Here is a 16,177-nt window from a genome sequence, read left to right as displayed (position 1 = left end):
CGGCAGTCAGGGAAAGGTCAGAGTAGCCCCAGTTGTTCGACCTCGGGGGTGCGCGGCAATTCCGGCAACGCGGCAAGGCCCGGCAGGCGCTGCATCAGGCGTTGGTGAAAGCGCTGGGCCAACGCCGCTGCCAGGCGGTTGTCCGAGGTGTGCAGGAAGATGTAGGGGTTGCGGCCTTCCTCGATCCAGGCGGCGGCCTTGTCCACCCAGGGGGTAAGAAAGGCCTCGTTGGCCTCCAACTGCGGGTGGCCGATGAAGCGCACCTGCGGGTGCTGGCTGAAGGCTGCCGGGCGTGGCGGTACCTTGGGCTTCTTGGCCTGCGCATGCAGCACGGCGGGATCACGGGAGGTGCAGCTGAACAAGGCACGCGGGTCGAGGCAGATACGCTCCACGCCACGCTCATGCAGCAGGCGGTTGAGCAACCGCTCTTCTTCACCCTTGGCGAAGAAGGCCTGGTTGCGCACCTCCACAGCCACCGGCACTCCGACTTCGTCAAGGAAGTGGCAAAGCTCGCCCAGCCGTGCCGGGCTGAACTGGGCCGGCAACTGCAGCCAGTACGGCGCTACGCGCTGGCCCAGCGGGGCCATCAGGCGGGTGAAGTCAAAGGCCGGCTCCAGCTGATCGCGCAGGTCGCCTTCATGGCTGATGTCCCGGGGGAACTTGGCAGTGAAGCGGAAGTGTTCGGGCATGATCTGCCCCCAGCGCGCAATGGTGCCGGGTGCGGGACGTGCGTAGAAAGTGGTATTGCCCTCGACAGCGTTGAACACCTGGCTGTAGTAGCCGAGCATTTCACTGCTGTTGGCATCGGCGGGATACAGGTAGTCGCGCCAGGCGTTTTCGCTCCATGACGGGCAACCGAGAAAATAAGGCAGTGGTGATGGACTCATCCACTAAATGTACAGGTCGAGCCCCAGCACTTCCATGTCCCAGTCGGTAAAACCGGCGGTGCTCAGGTAGCTGGCCAATGCGGTAGCGGTGCGGCGGTCACGGGCGCGGGGGAAGATCATGTCCTGCTGGCGGGCTGGCAGGCCACCGCTGCGACGGCGGGCGGTGGCTTCCTGAGGGGCGGTTTCGACCTCCTCGATCACCTCGGCATCATCGATGGCCTCGTCACGCACCGCTGCCTTGCGTGGGGTGCGCTTGATCGGGTAGGACTGCGATGAGAAGCCGTCGATACGCATGGCATGAGCACTCAGAACCAATGATGGCAATTTAGCAGCATCAGGGTTCCATCGCTAATGCTCGAGTGATAACTAGACCACAGATCGCGCAAAAGGTTTTAGTGTCATCGGCGATAACCGACGAACAACACTCAGCGCTTCTTGGGTGTCGCTACATTATCGCGCAGGTAGACCGGTTGTGCCTGTTCGGCAACGATCGCCTCACCGCGTGCCCAGGCAAAGCTGGCCAGGCTGAGGATGTCCAGGGCGTTGGGCAAGGCACTGGCATTGCTGGCTGCCACCTGCACCGCCAGGCGCTCGGCATAGCCCCAACCGGTACCGGCACCGAACCACTCGCCAGCGCTGCCCGCCGGCAGCGCCACCTGCTCGGGCGACAGCACTGCCTCCTGGCCGACCAGGCGCATTTCGCCCTCGGTGGCCTGATAGCAGCCCCAATACACTTCATCCATGCGCGCATCGATGGCGGCCGCCACTTGCTGCACGCCGTGCTCGCGCAGCGCGCCCTGGGCCAGTGCGGCCAGGTTGGACACCGGCAAAACCGGGCGCTCCAGGGCGAAGGCCAGGCCCTGGACCACACCGATGGCGATGCGCACGCCGGTGAACGCGCCCGGTCCACGGCCAAAGGCGATGGCATCCAGCGCATTCAGCGCCACGCCGGACTCGGCCAGCAGCTGCTTGATCATCGGCAGCAGCTTCTGGGCATGCATGCGCGGGATCACCTCGTAATGGCTGGTTACCTTGCCGTCATGCAGCAGTGCGACGGAACAGGCTTCGGTGGCGGTATCCAGGGCCAGGAGGGTGGTCATCGAACGGGTATCCAGGTACTAGGGGGAAAAGAGCGGCAGTATAGAGCAGCGGCGGCGTTGTGTCCCGAAGGGGCAGCTGTACGGCCCCTTGACGCGGTCTCTGTGGGAGCGGCCTTGTGTCGCGATGGGGCGCGCAGCGGCCCCACATTTTCAGCTTCGCCGCGAAGATTGCCGGGGCTGCTCCGCAGCCCTTTCGCGACGCAAGGCCGCTCCCACAGGGGCCGCGACCCACAAACGACAACGGCCCGCAAGCGGGCCGTTGTCGAGGTGCGTCAGGCGCTGGATCAGCTCAGGGCTGCCAGGACCTTGGCGGTGATGGCTTCGACCGAGCCGACGCCTTCGATGTGGCTGTACTTCGGCTTGCCGGCATTGGCGGCGGACAGCTTCTGGTAGAAGTCCACCAGCGGCTTGGTCTGGCTGTGGTAGACCGACAGGCGATGGCGAACGGTTTCTTCCTTGTCGTCATCACGCTGGATCAGGTCTTCACCCGTCTCGTCGTCCTTGCCTTCCACTTTCGGCGGGTTGTACTGAATGTGGTAGGTGCGGCCCGAGGCCAGGTGCACGCGGCGGCCAGCCATGCGGCCGACGATTTCCTCGTCGTCCACGGCGATTTCCACCACGGCGTCGATGTCGACACCGGCAGCGACCATGGCTTCGGCTTGCGGGATGGTACGTGGGAAGCCGTCGAACAGGCAGCCCTTGGCGCAATCAGGCTGGGCGATGCGCTCCTTGACCAGGCTGATGATCAACTCGTCGGAGACCAGCTGGCCGGCATCCATGACTTTCTTCAGTTCCAGGCCCAGCGGGGTACCGGCCTTGACGGCGGCACGCAGCATGTCACCGGTGGAAATCTGGGGGATACCGAACTTTTCGGTGATGAACTTTGCCTGAGTACCTTTACCGGCCCCGGGAGCTCCCAGCAGAATTACGCGCATCTCGTGCTCCTCAAATTTTTTTATGAAATTCAATGGATTCGGCGACCAGGGCCAAGTCCGGAAAATCGGGTATGACCATAAATCGGTCAGAAGGCTGCTCAAGATACACAGCGCCCGGCAGCCAGACAAGCGTCCCAAAGTTGCAGGAATGCGCCACCTACGGCTGGCCTGGCAGGCGGTTGCGCCCGGCGCAACCACCCTCTTCGCCCACTTGCATCCCCCGCACGGCACCTGCCCTGTGCGCCCCGGGCCTACCCTCAGCCGGTGTTGCGCAGGCCGGCTGCAATACCCGCCACAGTCACCAGCAAGGCCTGCTCCAACGGGCTGTCCAGAGCGGCTTCGCGGCTGCGCGAGCGGGCCAGCAACTCGGCCTGCAGGCGGTGCAACGGGTCCAGGTAGGTATTGCGCAGGCTGATGAATTCCAGCGTCTCGGGGCTGTGCGCCAGTAGCACCGGCTGCCCGGTAAGGCCCAGTACCACCTGGCACGACTGCGACAATAGGTCGCGCAGGTGCGCACCCAAAGGCAGCAGGTGCGGTTGCACTAGACGTTCGTCGTAGGCCTCGGCGATCTGCGCGTCGGCTTTGGCCAGCACCATCTCGAGCATGTCGATGCGGGTGCGGAAGAACGGCCATTGCTCGCGCATCTGCGCCAGCAGTTCACCCTGGCCACGGGCCAGGGCATTGTTCAATGCCGTTTCCCAGCCAAGCCAGGCCGGCAGCATCAGGCGAGTCTGGGTCCAGCCGAAGATCCACGGAATGGCCCGCAGGCTTTCGATGCCACCGGCGCGGCGCTTGGCCGGGCGGCTGCCCAGCGGCAGGCGCCCCAGTTCCTGCTCCGGGGTGGACTGGCGGAAGTACTCGACGAAATCGGGGTTCTCCCGCACCACGCCGCGGTAGGCCTTGACGCCATCGGCGGCCAGCTGGTCCATCACCTCGCGCCAGGCTGGCTGCGGTGGTGGCGGTGGCAACAAGGTGGCTTCGAGCACGGCGGCCAGGTACAGGTTCAGGTTCTGCTCGGCGATGCCCGGCAAGCCGAACTTGAAGCGGATCATCTCGCCCTGCTCGGTGGTACGGAAGCGCCCCGCCACCGAACCCGGTGGCTGCGACAGGATCGCCGCGTGGGCCGGGCCGCCGCCGCGGCCTACCGTGCCGCCACGGCCGTGGAACAGCAGCAACTCGACCTGGTGCTCGGCGCAGATACGCACCAGGTTTTCCTGGGCCCGGTACTGCGCCCAGGCCGCTGCCGTGGTACCGGCATCCTTGGCCGAGTCGGAATAGCCGATCATCACTTCCTGCGGGCCGCGCAGGTTGGCGCGGTAGCCTGGCAGGCCGAGCAGGCGCTGCATCACCGGGCCGGCATTGTCGAGGTCGGCCAGGGTCTCGAACAGCGGCACCACGCGCATGGGCCGAGTCAGGCCGGCCTCCTTCAGCAGCAGCTGCACCGCCAGCACATCCGAGGCAGCACCGGCCATGGAGATGACGTAAGAGCCCAGCGAGGCGGCCGGTGCGGCAGCAATTTCCCGGCAGGTGGCCAGTACCTCGGCGGTATCGGCCTGTGGCTTGAAGTGCGCGGGCAGCAGTGGCCGGCGGTTTTTCAGCTCGGCCTGGAGGAACTCGATGCGCTGCTCTTCATCCCAGTCGGCATAGCGCCCCAGGCCCAGGTAGTCGGTAATCTCGCTCAACGCATCACGGTGGCGGGCGGCGTCCTGGCGCACGTCCAGGCGGCCCAGGAACAGGCCGAAGGTCACGGCGCGGCGCAGGCAGTCGAGCAACGGGCCTTCGGCGATCACACCCATGCCGCAGGCGTGCAGTGACTGGTAGCACAGCTCCAGCGGCGCGATCAGGTCGCGGTTGTCCACCAGCACCTCGGCACTGGCCGGCTGGCTGCTGGTCAATGCCGAATGCGCCCAGGCGCGCGTCGCCCGCAGGCGATCGCGCAGTTGCTTGAGCAGGGAGCGGTAGGGTTCGGCACTGTCGCCGACCCGCTCGCGCAGGGCATCGTCGGCCTGCTGCATGGACAACTCTGACGCCAGCGCATCGATGTCGCGCAGGAACAGGTCGGCAGCCATCCAGCGCGCCAGCAGCAGGACTTCGCGGGTGACCGCTGCGGTCACGTTGGGGTTGCCATCACGGTCACCGCCCATCCACGAGGCGAAGCGGATCGGCGCCGCCTCCAGCGGCAGGCGCAGGCCGGTAGCCTCCAGCAGGGCCTTGTCGACCTTGCGCAAGTGGCTGGGGATGGCGTGCCACAGCGAATGCTCGATCACCGCGAAGCCCCACTTGGCTTCGTCCACCGGCGTCGGTCGGGTGCGGCGGATTTCTTCGGTGTGCCAGGCCTCGGCAATCAGCCGGCGCAGGCGCTCGCGCACCTGCTGGCGTTCGCCCGGAGTCAGGTCGCGGTGGTCCTGGGCTGCCAGTTGGCCGGCGATGGCGTCGTACTTCTGGATCAGGGTGCGGCGGGCCACCTCGGTGGGGTGAGCGGTGAGCACCAGCTGGATGTCGAGCTTGGCCAATTGCCGGGCCAGGGCATCATTGCTGTGCCCGGCCTGCTTCAGGCGCGCCAGCAGCTCGGGCAGCACCCGGGCCTCGAACGGCTCGGGCTGGTCGGCGTCGCGGCGGCGGATCAACTGGTACTGCTCGGCCATGTTGGCCAGGTTGAGGAACTGGTTGAAGGCCCTGGCCACGGGTAGCAAGTCTTCATCGGCCAGGTCCGCCAGGGTCGAGCTCAGTTGCTCGCCGGCAACGCGGCGGTCGGCCTTGGCACTGTGGCGGATGTCCTCGATCTTCTGCAGGAACGCCTCACCATGCTGCTGGCGAATGGTGTCGCCGAGCAGCTCACCCAACACATGGACATCTTCACGCAAACGCACATCGATATCGGTCATTGGCCCTCTCTCCGGCGCGGCTCTGGCGCATTGCATCCCTTTTTCAGCCCTTACGCGAGCCCCTGTGGGAGCGGGTTCACCCGCGAAGCATCCAGCGCGGTGCCTGGCACCGGCTGCGCCGGTGTTCGCGGGTGAACCCGCTCCCACAGGGGTGCACGGTATTCGCCCCAAGAGTGCCCACAGCCAGGCGCCGATGGCAAGCCGTGATCGGCCAAAGCAAACTAAAGTGAAAGCACGACACTCCCATGCATTGCAGCCCTTTCAGGCGTCAACAGAGGTCAGCATGAAAATCCGTGAACTCGCCCAGCACTGGGAACAGAATGCCGCCGGTACCCTCAGCCCCACGGGCCATGTCCTGCATCTGGACCTTGAGTCCGAAGCGCGCCTGGCCGCGCTGATCGACATGTACCCCAAGCGCACCGCCGAGGAACTGCTCGGTGAGCTGGTCGCGGCAGCCCTCGAGGAGCTGGAAGCCAGCTTCCCCTATGTGCAAGGCCGCCAGGTCATTGCCACCGACGAGGAGGGCGACCCGCTGTACGAGGACATCGGTCCTACTCCGCGCTTTCTGTCACTTTCGCGACAGCATCTGCACGCCCTGAGCAACCCGGCAGCCGACAGCGAGAAGTAACCCGCCGCCCCCGCTCCGGGCCTGGCAAAGGCCCGGAATACCGCTACGCCCCGCGAAAGTTCCGGGCGAATCGCACTGACCGATTAGTCAGAAATAGTTATCCGCTCAGGATGATTTTTTCTGAACTATCCGAAAAACGCGTCAGTCACAGCCAATAGCCATCACGCTAAAACCCTGCACACCTGCCGTTGTGCACCGTTGAGCTGAAGCGCGTGCACGTGTCAGGGAACGAGCGATGGACTGCTACGGACAACGTCGTAAACAGGAGTGATCCAATGGAACTGACCACCAAGAACACCCGCATCTACAAACCCTCATCCACTCATGTGCGCGGGTTCAAGCTGGCAGCGCTGGCCCTGGGCAGCAGCCTGGTCCTGGCCGGCTGTGCGGGCAACCCGCCTACCGAGCAGTATGCAGTCACCCAGTCCGCCGTGAACTCCGCCGTCAGCGCTGGCGGCACCGAGTTCGCCGCCGTAGAAATGAAAGCGGCACAGGACAAGTTCAAGCAGGCCGAGATCGCCATGCATGACAAGAAGTACGACGACGCCAGGCGCCTGGCCGAACAGGCCGAGTGGGACGCCCGCCTCGCCGAACGCAAGGCCCAGGCGGCCAAGGCCCAGAAGGCCGTGCAGGATGCCCGCCAGGGCGTTCAGGACGTACGTGAGGAAGGCCTGCGCAGCGCTCAGTGAGCCCTGCCCCGCCTACCTCGGCCTTCGCACACGATCAAAGGATGAACACTATGCGCAACTACGTCATGATTCCCGCCCTGCTGGCCCTGAGCGTCGGCCTTGCTGCCTGCTCGCACGACCCTAACGCCAACCTCGAATCGGCCCGCACCAACTTCTCCTCGCTGCAGAGCGACCCGCAATCGAGCAAGGTTGCCGCGCTGGAGACCAAGGACGCCCAGGACTGGCTGAACAAGGCCGACAAGGCCTACATGGACCGTGAAGACGAGAAGAAGGTCGACCAGTTGGCCTACCTGACCAACCAGCGCGTCGAAGTGGCCAAGCAGACCATCGCCCTGCGCACCGCCGAAGGCGAACTGAAGAACGCCTCGGCCCAGCGCGCCCAGGCCAAGCTGGACGCCCGCGACGCACAGATCGCCAAGCTGCAGGACAGCCTCAACGCCAAGCAGACCGACCGCGGCACGCTGGTCACCTTCGGTGACGTGCTGTTCGACTTCAACAAGGCCGAACTCAAGAGCAACGCCTACCCGAACGTCACCAAGCTGGCGCAGTTCCTCCAGGAAAACCCGGAACGCAAGGTGATCGTCGAGGGTTACACCGACAGCGTCGGCTCGGCCAACTACAACCAGGGCCTGTCGGAGCGCCGCGCCAACAGCGTGCGCATGGCACTGGTACGTGCCGGCGTCGACCCGGCGCGCATCGTCGCCCAGGGCTATGGCAAGGAGTACCCGGTAGCGGACAACTCGAGCAATTCGGGGCGTGCGCAGAACCGTCGGGTGGAGGTGACCATCTCCAACGACAACCAGCCGGTGGCGCCGCGCTCGGTGAGCCAGGTACAGCAGTAAGGCTGGCTAGCTGAACTGACAAGCCCCGCGATCGAAGCGGGGCTTTCTTTTGCCTGTTCCGGCCTCTTCGCGGCTAAAGCCGCTCCCACAGGGACTGGCGCGGTCCCTGTAGGAGCGGCTTTAGCCGCGAAAGGGCCAGCACAGGCAGCAGAGATAATGGCTCACTGCACCTGCTGCGGGGTTTCCTCGCCCATGCAACGCACCGCGCGCTTGCGGTTGTCCACCAGCACGCCGGTCAGGCCTTTCTGCTGGGTATCGAACAGCACCAGCACGCCATCGACGCACTGGGCCACTTGTGGCGCCGGGTCCAGCGAGACCTTGTAGTCCTCGCCGGGGATGGTCTTGAGCATGGTGAAGTCCTGCAGCAACAGGGCATCCTCGGGCTTGGCGAAATGCAGGTAACCGTAGTACCACAAGGCCCCCACCGTCACGATGATGCTGCCGACACCGGTCAGGATCAGCGGGATGGCGTTGCGTTCTTCACTCATTGCTTGTTCTTCTCGTCAGGGTAATTGGGTACTTCGGCCAGCCGCCGCAGGCCGTTGAAATGGCTGGGGTCGTCGAGGAAACGCAGCATCACCTGGCGCCAGGTCGGGTCGGCGAAGGTCTGCACATGGCCACCACGGGTCAGTTGCAGCACCCGCGGCGCTGGCGCGTGCTGGTACAGGCGGATGCCGTTGTCCATCGGCACCAGGGTGTCGTCGATGCTGTGGAAGAACAGCTTGGGCGGGCTGCTCAGCTGCTCGATCGAGCGGATCGCGCTGTCACCGTCCGGCACCAGCCACGACAGCGGCACCTGCAGCGGCCAGGTCATCCAGGAAGTGCTGAGGGCAAAGCGCCCGACCGCACGGTAACTGGCCGGCACACCGTCGAACACCAGGGCACTGAAACGCTGGCGCTGCTCCGGGTGGGCCGCCAGGTAGTGAATGGCCATGGCCCCGCCAAGGCTCTGCCCCAGCAGTACCAGTGGCTTGCCCTTGACCTCGGGAGCCTGCTCCAGCCAGGCCATGGCCGCGGCGATGTCCTGGTACACCTCGGGCAGGCTCGGCTCGCCCTGGGACAGGCCATAGCCGCGGTAATCGACCATCAACACCTGGTAGCCCTGCTCCGGCAGCCAGTAGCTGCCGCCCAGGTGCCCAGGCAAGTTGCCGCCATTGCCATGCAGGTGCAGCACCGTGCCCTTGACCTCGACCCCGGCCTTGGCCGGCAACCACCAGCCGTGCAGGCGGATGCCATCAGCAGTGGTCAAGGTGACATCGCGGTACTCGAGCTTGGCCCGCTCGGGCGTGAACGGCTGGCCGCGCTCGGGATAGAACAGCAGGCTGCTGCAACCGCCCAGGCCCAGCAGGATCAAACCCAGGGCCAGCAGGCGGCAGCATTCAGAGAATGTTCGCGTAATCGGCTTCAATGCGGTCCAGGCTCAGGTGGTTGAGGAAGTTGGAGAAGCACATCCAGGCCGACAGCGCGTTGAGGTCGCGGAATTGCTCAGGCAGGTACTTGGGCGGCTCGACCAGGCCTTCCTCGACCAGCTGTCGCAGGGTACGCATGTCTTCCAGGGTGGTCTTGCCGCAGAACAGCAACGGGATCTGTTCGAGCTTGCCCTTCTTCACGGCCAACTGAATGTAGTTGTAAACCATGATGAAGCCTTTGAGGTAGGACAAGTCCTTGGTAAATGGCAGGCCATTGGGCACCGACCCACGGAACACCCGGCTGGCGTTGCTGTAGCTCTGCGCCATCTCGAACCCCTGCTCGCGGAAGAAGTTGTAGATCTGCATGAAATCGGCACCCTCCTCGACCATGTGGATGGCGCGGGTCCGATTGGTGAGCTTGCGCAGGCGGCTGGGGTAGGAGGCGAAGGCGATCACCTCCATGAGGATGGCCAGGCCTTCCTGGGTGACCGTCGACGAGGGCGGGCCCTTGGCCAGGAAGGTACAGATCGGCTGGTTCAGGCCGTTTAGCGTGGTGCCGACATGCACCAGCCCTTCGTGCACCTCCAGGGCGCGCACGTCACGGGAGTTGAACATGGCGTCGGCACGCACCTTGATGTAGTCGGCCCCGGCCGCGGCATCGGCGACGATGCCGTCGGACTCGAACACACGGATGGTCTCCTCGGCCTCGCCGAACACCTTGTTCAGCCGGTGCTGGAGGATTTCCACGGCCTCCTTGGCGGTGAGGTTCTTCGGTTCGTCCTTGAGGTCGCCACGGCCATCGATGTTGTTCAGGTAGTCCGACAGCATCAGGCCGAGGTCGGCCAGGGTCGGATCACCAGCGTGGAAGGCATCCGAGGCAGCGCCGTACAGTTCCTGGGAGATCAGCCCGAAATCCTCGGTGCCGCGCGCTTCGAGCATGCGCACCACCATGCGGTATTCGCGGCACATGCGCTTCATGATCTGCCCGACCGGGTTGAACTGGCCGAGCTGGCGAATGATGTCGCGCTCGATGCCCTGGAACTCGGCCTTGACCGCGCTGGAATCGAACGCCAGCGGGCGCGACTGGTAGTAGGCACGGTCGACGGCCGGCGGCTCCTTGCCCTTGGCCTTGAGGAAACCCTGGCGGATGTTGTCGTCCCACTTCACCGCGTCCAGAACCCGGATCGGGGTCTGTGCCGCAACGATGCGGTCGGACAGGGCACGGATGGTTTGCTGGTATTCGTCCACCGAGGACTCCTTTCTAGTACAAGAAACCTGTACCGGCCTCTTCGCGGCTAAAGCCGCTCCCACAGGTACTGCATCAGGCTCGAAACCGATGCGGTCCCTGTGGGAGCGGCTTTAGCCGCGAAGAAGCCAGCACGGTCATTTGCCGGAGCGCTGGAACCGCGCCACTTCAACGAACAGGTCGGAGTTGGCCGGGTCGTCCAGATACGCCAGCACCCGCGCCGACGGGCTGTCGATCAGCACGCCGTCGCCGTTGTCTTCCGGCACCTCGGTGCTGCGCCCGGTCAGCTCCTTCTTGTCCACCGCCTGCTGCACCTGCTCGACATCCAGGTTGTAGACCACCAGTTCCTTGCCATCGACGATATCGAAACCGCCGATCAGGAAGTTGCCACCCAGGCGCTTCGGCACGCCAGCCGACAGGTACCAGCGGTTACCGTGGCGCGACACGGTGAACACGTATTCCTCGGGCGCCTTGCCCTTGGCCGTGGCCACTGCCTTGTAGGCATCGCCGCCGCTACGGCTGATCACCAGCTTCAGCGGCTCGCCCCAGGCGTCCTTGCTGCTCCACTTGCCGAGCAGGGCCTTGGGCGCCGCCTGGTTGCTCGGCAAAGGCTCGTGGAAGGTCACCAGACAACCGCCCAGCAGCAGGAATGACAAAGTCAACAACACCACACGCCAGGCTTTCATCAGGTTCTCCTTGAAAAGTCGGTCTCGGCTCAGGCCGATGCCAGCACCAGCTGCAGGTATCGGCTAAGCATAGCGAGCATCTGCCCATCGGCTTGCGCGTTCGCATCCTTGAGCAGGCCCTGATATTCCATCTGCTCGATAATCGCCGTCAACATTTGGGCGTCCTGTTCCGGTTGCTGCGAGCCCACCACCTGCAGCAATTGGCGGGTGCCATGCAGCAGGATCTGTTCATGGGCGCACACCAGTTGAGCCAGGCGCGGGCACAGCAGCGCCTCCTGGCGGAAGGCCTGCTCGGCCATCAGGAAGTCGCGGCGGTTCAGAAGTTGCCGCTGCACGTAGTCGGCTGTCATGCGCGCTACCTCGTCAGCCAGGCGTGCCCGCGCCTGCGGGCTGCCGTCACCCTCGGCCAGCAACTGGCGCAACACCACCTCGGTATTGGCCCACAGCTTGGCCATGTAGGCGGCGCTGCGTTCGACGTACTGGGCGAAGGTATCGGTCAGCAGGTCCTCGATGTCCTTGAAGTAGTAGGTGGTGGCCGACAGTGGCACACCGGCCTCGGCGGCGACGGCGCGATGGCGCACACCGCGTACGCCATCGCGCACGACAATGCGCATGGCGGCGTCGAGGATCAGTTGGCGACGCTGCTCGCTGCCCTGGCGGGCAGTCTTGCGGCCTTGGTATTGCACGCTTTCGGCGACGGCGGTGGCGATGCCGGCGGCGCCCTGGTGAGGCATTGCGGGTGTCACGGAGGGTACCTCATGGACAGTGTTTCGTCAGTGCCGGCCTCTTCGCGGCTAAAGCCGCTCCCACAGGGACCGCACCAGCCTGAGGGTAGTGGGGTCCCTGTGGGAGCGGCTTTAGCCGCGAAAGGGCCGGTACAGGCAATTCAAGTGTACGGGCAAGAAAAAGCCGCCTCGAAAGGCGGCTCGTTCAATTCACTCAGGCCTGCGGACGCATGTGCGGGAACAGGATCACGTCGCGGATCGACGGCGAGTTGGTCAGCAGCATCACCAGGCGGTCGATGCCGATGCCTTCACCTGCAGTCGGCGGCATGCCGTACTCCAGGGCGCGAACGAAGTCGGCGTCGTAGTGCATGGCTTCGTCGTCACCGGCGTCCTTCTCGGCCACCTGGGCCAGGAAGCGCTCGGCCTGGTCTTCGGCATCGTTGAGCTCGGAGTAGGCGTTGGCGATCTCGCGGCCACCGATGAACAGCTCGAAACGGTCGGTAACAGCCGGGTTGTCGTCGTTGCGACGGGCCAGCGGCGACACTTCGAACGGGTACTCGGTAATGAAGTGCGGCTGCTCCAGCTTGTGCTCGACCAGCTCTTCGAAAATCATCACCTGCAGCTTGCCCAGGCCTTCGTGGCCCAGCACCTTGGCACCGGCCTTTTTGGCGATGTCGCGGGCGCGGTCGACGTCCTGCAGGTCGGCAGCGGTCAGCTCCGGGTTGTACTTGAGGATCGAGTCGAATACCGACAGGCGGGCGAACGGCTCGCCGAAGTGGAACACCTTGTCGCCGTACGGCACGTCGGTAGTGCCCAGTACCAGCTGCGCCAGCTCGCGGAACAGTTCCTCGGTGAGGTCCATGTTGTCGCGGTAGTCGGCGTAGGCCTGGTAGAACTCGAGCATGGTGAATTCAGGGTTGTGACGAGTCGAAACGCCTTCGTTACGGAAGTTGCGGTTGATCTCGAACACCTTCTCGAAGCCACCAACCACCAGGCGCTTGAGGTACAGCTCCGGCGCGATACGCAAGAACATGGCCATGTCCAGGGCGTTGTGGTGGGTTTCGAACGGCTTGGCCGCAGCACCACCCGGGATGGTTTGCAGCATCGGCGTCTCGACTTCGAGGAAGTCGCGCTCGATGAGGAACTTGCGGATGTGCGAGATCACCTGCGAACGCACACGGAAGGTGTGGCGGGTTTCTTCATTGACCATCAGGTCGACGTAACGCTGGCGGTAGCGCTGCTCGGTGTCGGTCAGGCCGTGGTGCTTGTCGGGCAGCGGGCGCAGCGACTTGGTCAGCAGACGCACGTTGGTCATTTCGACGTACAGGTCGCCCTTGCCGGAACGGGCCAGGGTGCCTTCGGCGCTGATGATGTCGCCCAGGTCCCAGGTCTTGACCGCGGCCAGGGTTTCTTCCGGCAGGGTCTTGCGGTTGACATAGACCTGGATACGGCCGGTCATGTCCTGAATGACCATGAACGAGCCGCGGTTGAGCATGATGCGGCCGGCAACCTTGACCGGAATCGCTGCAGCTTCCAGTTCTTCCTTGGTCTTGTCCGCATACTGCTTCTGCAGGTCGTTGCAGTAGCTGTCGCGACGGAAGTCATTGGGGAAGGCATTGCCCTTGGCGCGCTCGGCGGCAAGCTTTTCCTTGCGCAGGGCGATCAGGGCGTTTTCTTCCTGTTGCAGGTCTTGCGCTTCGGTCTTGAGGTCGCTCATTTCGTCATTCTTTCCATCAGGTGTTCGGTGCCCCTTTCGGGCAGGGCACGCGATACCGGCCCCAGGCCAGGTACCGCGGCGGTTGTGTGCGGTTTACAGCCCCTGCTTGAGGCTCGCTTCCAGGTACTGGTCGAGGTCGCCGTCCAGCACCTTCTGGCAGTCGCTGCGCTCGACACCGGTACGCAGGTCCTTGATACGCGAGTCATCCAGCACGTAGGAGCGGATCTGGTGGCCCCAGCCGATGTCCGACTTGCTGTCTTCCAGCGCCTGCGAGGCGGCATTGCGCTTCTGCATTTCCAGCTCGTACAACTTGGCCCGCAGCATTTTCATGGCGGTGTCCTTGTTGGCGTGCTGGGAGCGTTCGTTCTGGCAAGCCACCACGGTGTTGGTCGGTACGTGGGTAATACGCACCGCCGAGTCGGTGGTGTTCACGTGCTGACCACCGGCACCGGAGGAACGGTAGGTGTCGATACGCAGGTCGGCCGGGTTGATCTCGATCTCGACCTTGTCGTCGATCTCGGGCGACACGAACACCGCCGAGAACGAGGTGTGGCGACGGGCACCGGAGTCGAACGGGCTCTTGCGTACCAGGCGGTGCACGCCGATCTCGGTGCGCAGCCAGCCGAAGGCGTACTCGCCCTTGATATGCACGGTAGCGCCCTTGATGCCGGCGACTTCACCTTCGGAAAGCTCGATGATGGTGGCATCGAAACCACGCTTGTCGGCCCAGCGCAGGTACATGCGCAGCAGGATGTTGGCCCAGTCCTGCGCCTCGGTACCACCGGAGCCGGCCTGGATGTCCAGGTAGGCGTTGTTCATGTCCATCTCGCCGCTGAACATGCGACGGAACTCGAGCTGGGCCAGTTTTTCTTCCAGGCCTTCCAGTTCGGTCACGACGTCGCCGACGGCGCCTTCGTCATTTTCCTCGACGGCCATGTCGAGCAGGTCCTGGCAGTCGGCCAGGCCACCGGACAGCTTGTCCAGGGTCTCGACGACCTGTGCCAGCATGGCACGCTCGCGGCCCAGGGCCTGGGCGTACTCAGGCTTGTTCCAGACGTTGGGGTCTTCCAGCTCGCGGTTGACTTCGATCAGGCGGTCATGCTTGTGATCGTAGTCAAAGATACCCCCGAATGGACTGGGAACGCTCGGTGAGGTCCTTGATGGTGTTCAGGATCGGTTGGATTTCCATGGGCTGGCTACTCGCACGAATTCGGTGAAAAGCCTGCGAGTATAACCGAGTCCGCCGCAGGGCGGCAGACCCGCCGGGCGGTAGAAGTGGTGTCGGCAGAAAGAGGTGAACGCCTGCCCCGGCCTATCGCCGGCAAGCCAGCTCCCACAGGTACAGCGCAGGTCTCAGGCATGCGCTGTACCTGTGGGAGCTGGCTTGCCGGCGATGAGGCCCTGTCAGGCGATACCAACCTGGTTGCGCCCGCCATTCTTGGCCTGGTACAGGCCTTTGTCCGCAGCCGAGATCAGTTGCCGGCTATGGCTGCCGATGGACGGAGTCTGGGTGGCCAGGCCAATGCTCACGGTCAGATACGAGTCGGGCACCGGCGCGGTGTGCGGGATGCCCAGGCCGAGCACGGTCTGGCGCAGCTTCTCGGCCACCAGGCGTGCCCCGCCCGGCGAGGTGTTGGGCAATACCAGGACGAATTCCTCGCCACCATAGCGCGCCGGCAGGTCGGTCGGCCGCGAGCACGAGCCGCGGATCGCCTCGGCCACCTGGCGCAAGGCCTCGTCACCGGCCAGGTGGCCAAAGCTGTCGTTGTAGGCCTTGAAATAGTCCACGTCGATCATCAGCAGCGACAATTGCTGCTGCTCACGCATGGCCCGGCGCCATTCCAGTTCCAGGTACTCGTCGAAGTGGCGGCGGTTGGACAACCCGGTCAGGCCATCGGAGTTCATCAGCCGCTGCAGCATCAGGTTGGTATCGAGCAGTTGCTGCTGGCTGACGCGCAGGGCGCGGTAGGCCTCGTCGCGCTGCAACAGGGTAAGGTAGGAACGCGAGTGATAGCGGATGCGCGCCACCAGCTCGATGGTGTCCGGCAGCTTGACCAGGTAATCGTTGGCCCCGGCAGCAAAGGCCGCGCTCTTGACCAGCGGGTCTTCCTTGGTCGACAGGACGATGATCGGGATATCCTGGGTCGCCGGGTTGTTGCGGTATTCACGCACCAGGGTCAGCCCGTCCAGGCCAGGCATGATCAGGTCCTGCAGGATCACCGTGGGCTTGATGCGCACGGCCTGGGCCACCGCCTGGTGCGGGTCGGCGCAGAAGTGGAAGTCGATGTTCTCTTCATGGGCCAGGCCACGCCGCACCGCCTCGCCGATCATGGCCTGGTCGTCGACCAGCAGCACCATCGCCGAGTTCTCGTTGGGGGTCGTGAAACCTTCGATCGGTAAATCATTCATACCTGTTCACCCGATCACT

Annotated in this window: 16 protein-coding genes; 3 read left to right on the top strand and 13 right to left on the bottom strand. The window is 64.4% G+C overall.

The window, feature by feature from the left end:
- Positions 1-17: 17 nt before the first annotated feature.
- The 5 genes from RYH74_RS04905 to ppc all read right to left on the bottom strand — a co-directional run bounded on the left by RYH74_RS04905 (position 18) and on the right by ppc (position 5,807).
- The gene (locus RYH74_RS04905) at positions 18-887 is read right to left on the bottom strand and encodes a DUF72 domain-containing protein (RefSeq protein WP_317409034.1); all 870 of its coding nucleotides are present in this window, start codon (positions 885-887) and stop codon (positions 18-20) included.
- A 3-nt stretch (positions 888-890) separates the two neighbouring features.
- The gene (locus RYH74_RS04900) at positions 891-1,181 is read right to left on the bottom strand and encodes a hypothetical protein (protein WP_025337946.1); all 291 of its coding nucleotides are present in this window, start codon (positions 1,179-1,181) and stop codon (positions 891-893) included.
- 131 nt (positions 1,182-1,312) lie between these two features.
- Entirely contained in the window at positions 1,313-1,987 is a 675-nt protein-coding gene (gene tsaB / locus RYH74_RS04895; protein ID WP_075043965.1) for a tRNA (adenosine(37)-N6)-threonylcarbamoyltransferase complex dimerization subunit type 1 TsaB, read from the bottom strand.
- 284 nt (positions 1,988-2,271) lie between these two features.
- The gene (adk, locus tag RYH74_RS04890; RefSeq protein WP_003259830.1) at positions 2,272-2,922 is read right to left on the bottom strand and encodes an adenylate kinase; all 651 of its coding nucleotides are present in this window, start codon (positions 2,920-2,922) and stop codon (positions 2,272-2,274) included.
- Between the two features lie 257 nt (positions 2,923-3,179).
- Positions 3,180-5,807, bottom strand: coding sequence for a phosphoenolpyruvate carboxylase (gene ppc, locus RYH74_RS04885; protein WP_286101151.1), 2,628 nt, complete (start codon positions 5,805-5,807; stop codon positions 3,180-3,182).
- 283 nt (positions 5,808-6,090) lie between these two features.
- Between ppc and RYH74_RS04880 the strand changes: the two genes are divergently transcribed.
- The 3 genes from RYH74_RS04880 to RYH74_RS04870 all read left to right on the top strand — a co-directional run bounded on the left by RYH74_RS04880 (position 6,091) and on the right by RYH74_RS04870 (position 7,966).
- On the top strand, positions 6,091-6,435 hold the full coding sequence (locus RYH74_RS04880) for a type 1 pili tip component (RefSeq protein ID WP_013971223.1): 345 nt from the start codon (positions 6,091-6,093) through the stop codon (positions 6,433-6,435).
- A 275-nt stretch (positions 6,436-6,710) separates the two neighbouring features.
- Positions 6,711-7,124 carry a DUF4398 domain-containing protein gene (locus RYH74_RS04875; protein ID WP_003258911.1) on the top strand — a complete coding sequence of 138 codons (414 nt, stop codon included), beginning with the start codon at positions 6,711-6,713 and terminating at the stop codon, positions 7,122-7,124.
- A 50-nt stretch (positions 7,125-7,174) separates the two neighbouring features.
- A complete protein-coding gene (locus RYH74_RS04870) occupies positions 7,175-7,966 on the top strand; it encodes an OmpA family protein (RefSeq protein WP_025337942.1) in 792 nt (263 codons plus the stop codon).
- Between the two features lie 161 nt (positions 7,967-8,127).
- Here the strand turns inward: RYH74_RS04870 and RYH74_RS04865 are convergent, their stop codons facing one another.
- From RYH74_RS04865 to wspR, 8 genes are all read right to left on the bottom strand, one after another.
- A complete protein-coding gene (locus RYH74_RS04865; protein WP_003252219.1) occupies positions 8,128-8,454 on the bottom strand; it encodes a hypothetical protein in 327 nt (108 codons plus the stop codon).
- Positions 8,451-9,374, bottom strand: coding sequence for an alpha/beta hydrolase (locus tag RYH74_RS04860; RefSeq protein WP_317409033.1), 924 nt, complete (start codon positions 9,372-9,374; stop codon positions 8,451-8,453). Before RYH74_RS04860 ends, RYH74_RS04865 begins: the two co-directional genes overlap by 4 nt.
- Positions 9,346-10,623: a flavohemoglobin expression-modulating QEGLA motif protein gene (locus tag RYH74_RS04855; RefSeq protein WP_013971219.1), complete on the bottom strand. Its 1,278-nt coding sequence runs from the start codon at positions 10,621-10,623 to the stop codon at positions 9,346-9,348. The genes RYH74_RS04860 and RYH74_RS04855 overlap by 29 nt, the downstream gene beginning before the upstream one ends.
- A gap of 135 nt (positions 10,624-10,758) precedes the next feature.
- Positions 10,759-11,307 (bottom strand): hypothetical protein, encoded by a 549-nt coding sequence (locus RYH74_RS04850; protein WP_003258915.1) that lies wholly within the window; start codon positions 11,305-11,307, stop codon positions 10,759-10,761.
- Positions 11,308-11,336: 29 nt separating this feature from the next.
- A complete protein-coding gene (locus tag RYH74_RS04845) occupies positions 11,337-12,041 on the bottom strand; it encodes a TetR/AcrR family transcriptional regulator (RefSeq protein WP_025337938.1) in 705 nt (234 codons plus the stop codon).
- Positions 12,042-12,246: 205 nt separating this feature from the next.
- Entirely contained in the window at positions 12,247-13,749 is a 1,503-nt protein-coding gene (lysS, locus tag RYH74_RS04840) for a lysine--tRNA ligase (RefSeq protein ID WP_013971217.1), read from the bottom strand.
- A gap of 93 nt (positions 13,750-13,842) precedes the next feature.
- A protein-coding gene (prfB, locus tag RYH74_RS04835) for a peptide chain release factor 2 (RefSeq protein ID WP_108480361.1) occupies positions 13,843-14,938 on the bottom strand; the annotation gives its coding sequence in 2 pieces (ribosomal slippage) (positions 13,843-14,865 and positions 14,867-14,938; 1,095 coding nt in all).
- A gap of 215 nt (positions 14,939-15,153) precedes the next feature.
- On the bottom strand, positions 15,154-16,158 hold the full coding sequence (gene wspR, locus RYH74_RS04830) for a Wsp signal transduction system regulator diguanylate cyclase WspR (protein WP_025337936.1): 1,005 nt from the start codon (positions 16,156-16,158) through the stop codon (positions 15,154-15,156).
- Positions 16,159-16,177: the final 19 nt, after the last annotated feature.

This window comes from Pseudomonas sp. LSJ-87 (assembly GCF_032971465.1).
Classification (GTDB): Bacteria; Pseudomonadota; Gammaproteobacteria; order Pseudomonadales; family Pseudomonadaceae; genus Aquipseudomonas; species Aquipseudomonas putida_Z.
The sequence above is the reverse complement of the archived record's forward strand: the minus strand, read 5'-3'. Positions and strand labels throughout refer to the sequence as shown.

What these genes read in the sequence shown, in the direction of transcription:
- RYH74_RS04865 (WP_003252219.1), bottom strand. Translation starts at nt 8,454, where the DNA reads ATGAGTGAAGAACGCAACGCCATCCCGCTGATCCTGACCGGTGTCGGC.
- RYH74_RS04900 (WP_025337946.1), bottom strand. Translation starts at nt 1,181, where the DNA reads ATGCGTATCGACGGCTTCTCATCGCAGTCCTACCCGATCAAGCGCACC.
- RYH74_RS04870 (WP_025337942.1), top strand. Translation starts at nt 7,175, where the DNA reads ATGCGCAACTACGTCATGATTCCCGCCCTGCTGGCCCTGAGCGTCGGC.
- tsaB (WP_075043965.1), bottom strand. Translation starts at nt 1,987, where the DNA reads ATGACCACCCTCCTGGCCCTGGATACCGCCACCGAAGCCTGTTCCGTC.
- RYH74_RS04875 (WP_003258911.1), top strand. Translation starts at nt 6,711, where the DNA reads ATGGAACTGACCACCAAGAACACCCGCATCTACAAACCCTCATCCACT.
- RYH74_RS04905 (WP_317409034.1), bottom strand. Translation starts at nt 887, where the DNA reads ATGAGTCCATCACCACTGCCTTATTTTCTCGGTTGCCCGTCATGGAGC.
- adk (WP_003259830.1), bottom strand. Translation starts at nt 2,922, where the DNA reads ATGCGCGTAATTCTGCTGGGAGCTCCCGGGGCCGGTAAAGGTACTCAG.
- RYH74_RS04880 (WP_013971223.1), top strand. Translation starts at nt 6,091, where the DNA reads ATGAAAATCCGTGAACTCGCCCAGCACTGGGAACAGAATGCCGCCGGT.
- RYH74_RS04845 (WP_025337938.1), bottom strand. Translation starts at nt 12,041, where the DNA reads ATGCCTCACCAGGGCGCCGCCGGCATCGCCACCGCCGTCGCCGAAAGC.
- RYH74_RS04850 (WP_003258915.1), bottom strand. Translation starts at nt 11,307, where the DNA reads ATGAAAGCCTGGCGTGTGGTGTTGTTGACTTTGTCATTCCTGCTGCTG.
- ppc (WP_286101151.1), bottom strand. Translation starts at nt 5,807, where the DNA reads ATGACCGATATCGATGTGCGTTTGCGTGAAGATGTCCATGTGTTGGGT.
- wspR (WP_025337936.1), bottom strand. Translation starts at nt 16,158, where the DNA reads ATGAATGATTTACCGATCGAAGGTTTCACGACCCCCAACGAGAACTCG.
- lysS (WP_013971217.1), bottom strand. Translation starts at nt 13,749, where the DNA reads ATGAGCGACCTCAAGACCGAAGCGCAAGACCTGCAACAGGAAGAAAAC.